Source organism: Roseicyclus sp. (assembly GCF_052168335.1).
Classification (GTDB): domain Bacteria; phylum Pseudomonadota; class Alphaproteobacteria; order Rhodobacterales; family Rhodobacteraceae; genus Roseibacterium.
In genome coordinates this window covers 1-4544 of sequence record NZ_JBQLZP010000581.1, presented here as the reverse complement: position 1 = coordinate 4544, position 4544 = coordinate 1, and the positions used below count along the sequence as shown (strand labels likewise).

2 protein-coding genes and 1 pseudogene are annotated in these 4544 nt (G+C 67.6%); all 3 read left to right on the top strand.

From position 1 onward, the window contains the following. Positions 1 to 281 precede the first annotated feature (281 nt). Entirely contained in the window at positions 282 to 2192 is a 1911-nt protein-coding gene (gene dnaK / locus ACTS11_RS17870; RefSeq protein ID WP_442641649.1) for a molecular chaperone DnaK, read from the top strand. Between the two features lie 74 nt (positions 2193 to 2266). Beyond that, positions 2267 to 3427, top strand: a complete 1161-nt coding sequence (gene dnaJ, locus ACTS11_RS17865; RefSeq protein WP_442641648.1) for a molecular chaperone DnaJ — start codon at positions 2267 to 2269, stop codon at positions 3425 to 3427. Positions 3428 to 3516: 89 nt separating this feature from the next. Beyond that, positions 3517 to 4539: pseudogene (locus ACTS11_RS17860) on the top strand (DNA mismatch repair protein MutS); the annotation flags it as partial. Positions 4540 to 4544: the final 5 nt, after the last annotated feature.

Here is a 4544-nt window from a genome sequence, read left to right as displayed (position 1 = left end):
GGACGACCGCCCGGACCTCCTCCAGAAGTGCCGCCTGGCCCGCGGGGTCGAGCAGCCCCGGCAGCACCAGCGCGTGGTTCACGTCGATCCGTGTCATCTCCACCTCTCGGTCACCGCGGTCCTCCACGGCGCTTGCAGCGTCATGGGGCCCTTCTTATATACGCCCGGAAGCGGTCGGACGTGCTATCCGGCCGATCATCACGAGAGGCAATACTGGGCGGCAAGGGGGCCGCGATCGGACCCGAGCCCGCCTGTTCGCTTGAAGAAAGGGACCTGAGATCATGGCCAAAGTGATCGGTATCGACCTGGGCACCACGAATTCCTGCGTGGCCATCATGGATGGCAGCCAGCCGCGGGTGATCGAGAACTCCGAAGGCGCGCGGACGACCCCGTCCATCGTCGCCTACACCGACGACGAGCGTCTCGTCGGCCAGCCTGCCAAACGGCAGGCCGTCACCAACCCCGAAAACACCATCTTCGCCGTCAAGCGCCTGATCGGCCGCCGTCTCGGCGATGCCGAGGTGGAAAAGGACAAGAAGCTCGTCCCCTACAAGATCGTGGACGGCGGCAACGGCGATGCCTGGGTCGAGGTGAAGGGCGAGAAGTTCAGCCCCGCCCAGATCTCGGCGCAGATCCTCGGCAAGATGAAGGAAACCGCCGAGAGCTATCTCGGCGAGGAGGTGACGCAGGCCGTCATCACCGTTCCCGCCTACTTCAATGACGCCCAGCGCCAGGCGACCAAGGACGCCGGCAAGATCGCGGGCCTCGAGGTGCTGCGCATCATCAACGAGCCGACGGCGGCCGCGCTGGCCTACGGTCTCGACAAGAAGGAGTCGCGCACGATCGCGGTCTACGACCTCGGCGGCGGCACCTTCGACATCACGATCCTCGAGATCGACGACGGCCTCTTCGAGGTGAAGTCCACCAACGGGGACACGTTCCTCGGCGGCGAGGACTTCGACATGCGGATCGTCAACTACCTCGCCGACGAGTTCAAGAAAGAGAACGGCGTCGACCTGACGAACGACAAGATGGCGCTCCAGCGCCTGAAGGAAGCGGCCGAGAAGGCGAAGATCGAGCTGTCGAGCGCGAGCCAGACCGAGATCAACCAGCCCTTCATCTCGATGGGATCGAACGGCCAGCCGCTGCACCTCGTCATGAAGCTCACGCGCGCCAAGCTGGAGAGCCTAGTGGGCGACCTGATCCAGAAGTCGCTGAAGCCCTGCGCCGCGGCGCTGAAGGATGCGGGCCTGTCGAAGGGCGAGATCGACGAGGTCGTTCTCGTCGGCGGCATGACCCGGATGCCGCGCGTCATCGAGGAAGTGACCAAGTTCTTCGGGAAGGAGCCGCACAAGGGCGTCAATCCCGACGAGGTCGTCGCCATGGGTGCCGCGATCCAGGCGGGGGTCCTCCAGGGCGACGTGAAGGACGTGGTGCTGCTCGACGTGACGCCGCTGTCGCTCGGCATCGAGACGCTGGGCGGTGTCTTCACGCGCCTGATCGACCGCAACACGACTATCCCGACGAAGAAGTCGCAGATCTTCTCGACGGCCGAGGACAACCAGAACGCCGTCACGATCCGCGTCTTCCAGGGCGAGCGCGAGATGGCGGCCGACAACAAGATGCTCGGCCAGTTCAACCTCGAGCAGATCCCGCCCGCCCCGCGCGGCGTGCCGCAGATCGAGGTGACGTTCGACATCGACGCAAACGGCATCGTCTCCGTCTCGGCGCGCGACAAGGGCACCGGCAAGGAGCAGAAGATCACGATCCAGGCGTCGGGCGGCCTCAGCGACGAGGACATCGACCGGATGGTTCGCGACGCCGAGGAGAACGCGGAGGCCGACAAGAAGCGCCGCGAGCTCGTCGAGGCGCGCAACCAGGCCGAAAGCCTCATCCACTCGACCGAGAAGTCGATCGAGGAGCATGGCGACAAGGTCGACCCCTCGACCGTCGAGGCGATCGAGCTGGCCGTGAAGAACCTCAAGGAGCAGATCGAGACCGAGGACGTCGGCAAGATCAAGGGCGGCATCCAGAACGTCACCGAGGCGTCGATGCGGCTGGGCGAGGCGATCTACAAGGCCCAGACCGAAGAAGCCGAGAGCGGTGACGACGATGACGGCGCGCGTCCGGTGGACGACGACATCGTGGACGCCGACTTCGAGGACCTCGACGACGACCGCAAGCGCGGCTGACCCGAGTGACGTGACCCCCATGAGACCGGCCGTGGGATGCCTCGGCCGGTCCGTGCGTTCAAGGAAGGGACGACATGGCAAAGCGCGATTACTACGAGGTTCTCGGGGTCTCGAAAGGCGCCTCTGCCGAGGAGATCAAGAAGGCCTACCGCGCGAAGGCGAAGGAGCTTCACCCGGACCGCAACGCGGACAAGCCAGACGCCGAGGCCAAGTTCAAGGAAGTGAACGAGGCCTACGACGTGCTCAAGGATGCCGACAAGAAGGCCGCCTATGACCGCTTCGGCCACGCGGCCTTCGACGGCGGGATGGCCGGCGGGGCTCGGGCGGGCGGCTTCGGCGGCGCGCCGGGCCAGGGCGACTTCGCCTCGGCCTTCTCGGACGTGTTCGAGGATCTCTTCGGCGACTTCATGGGCGGACAGCGCGGCGGCGCGCGGCGCGGCCGTGCGACGCGGGGCTCCGACCTGCGCTACAATCTCAGCATCGGCCTCGAGGACGCGTATTCGGGCCTCCAGAAGCAGATCACCGTGCCGACCGCCGTTGCCTGCGGCGCGTGCAGCGGCACCGGCTCCGAGGGTGGGTCCGAGCCCGTCACCTGCCCCACCTGCTCCGGCATGGGCAAGGTTCGGGCGCAGCAGGGCTTCTTCACGGTCGAGCGCACCTGCCCGACCTGCTCGGGCGTGGGCCAGATCGTCAAGAACCCCTGCAAGACCTGCGCCGGCGCCGGCCGCGTCCAGAAGGACCGCGCGCTCTCCGTGAACATCCCCGCGGGGGTGGAGACCGGCACGCGCATCCGCCTGTCCGGCGAGGGCGAGGCGGGCCTGCGCGGCGGACCGGCGGGCGACCTCTACATCTTCATCGAGGTGGCCGACCATCCGCTGTTCCAGCGCGACGGCATGGACCTCTACTGCCGGGTGCCCGTGCCGATGACGCGCGCGGCGCTGGGCGGCGAGGTCGAGGTGCCGACGATCGATGGCGGCCGCTCGCGCGTGAAGGTGCCCGAAGGCTCGCAGTCGGGGCGGCAGATGCGCCTGCGCGGCAAGGGGATGCCCGCGCTCCGCGGCAGCGGGATCGGCGACATGTACATCGAGCTCGCCGTCGAGACGCCGGTGAAGCTCAACGCCGAGCAGAAGGAACTGCTGCGCCGGTTCGAGGAAAGCTGCGCCAAGTCGAACAACCCCGACGCCAGCGGCTTCTTCGACAAGGTGCGCAAGTTCTGGGATGACCTCGCGAAGTGATCCACAAGATTTGGTGGTCCCGGCGGAATTGACGCTTCAATCCGCCGGACACGTTCGGTAGCTTTCTCCCGCGCAGGACGGGGGATGCGATGAACGCGCACGTCACGCCGATGATGGCGCAGTACCTGGAGATCAAGGCGCAGCACGCCGACGCTCTCCTGTTCTACCGCATGGGCGATTTCTACGAGATGTTCTTCGAGGACGCCGTCGCGGCGGCCGAGGCGCTGGACATCGCGCTGACCAAGCGCGGCAAGCACCAGGACGAGGACATCCCGATGTGCGGCGTCCCGGTCCATTCCGCCGAGAGCTATCTTCTGACGCTGATCCGCAAGGGCTTCCGCGTGGCCGTCTGCGAGCAGATGGAGGACCCGGCCGAAGCCAAGAAGCGCGGCGCCAAGTCGGTCGTCCGGCGCGAGGTGGTGCGCCTCGTCACGCCGGGGACGCTGACCGAGGACGCGCTCCTCGACGCGCGGGCGCACAACTATCTCGCCGCCTTCGCCGCGGTGCGGGGCGAGGGGGCCTTGGCCTGGGCCGACATCTCCACCGGCGACCTGAACGTGATGCCCTGCGCGCCGGTGCGCCTCGGGCCGGAGCTCGCCCGTCTTTCGGCGCGCGAGGTGCTGATCCACGCCGACATGGACGTCGCCCGGCAGGACACACTGGCCGAGACGGGGGCCGCCGTCACCCCGCTCGGCCCCGGCAGCTTCGATTCCGCATCGGCCGAAAAGCGGCTCGCCTCGATCTTCTCGGTCGGCGCGCTCGACGGCTTCGGGAGCTTTTCGCGCGCCGAACTGTCGGCCCTGGGTGCGCTGGTCGACTATCTCGAGCTGACGCAGAAGGGGTCGCTGCCCCTCCTCCGTCCGCCGCGGCGTCATTCGGCCTCGCGGCTTCTCCAGCTCGACGTGGCGACGCGGCGGAACCTCGAACTCACGCGGAGCCTTGCGGGCGCGCGGCAGGGGAGCCTTCTCCATGTCCTCGACCGGACCATGACGGCGGCGGGCGCGCGCCTGCTGGAACGCCGTCTCTCCGGTCCGGCGACGGACCTCGCCGAGACCCGGGCGCGCCACGATGCGGTGGCGTTATTCGTCTCTGACATGCGCGTCAGAGACGAATAACG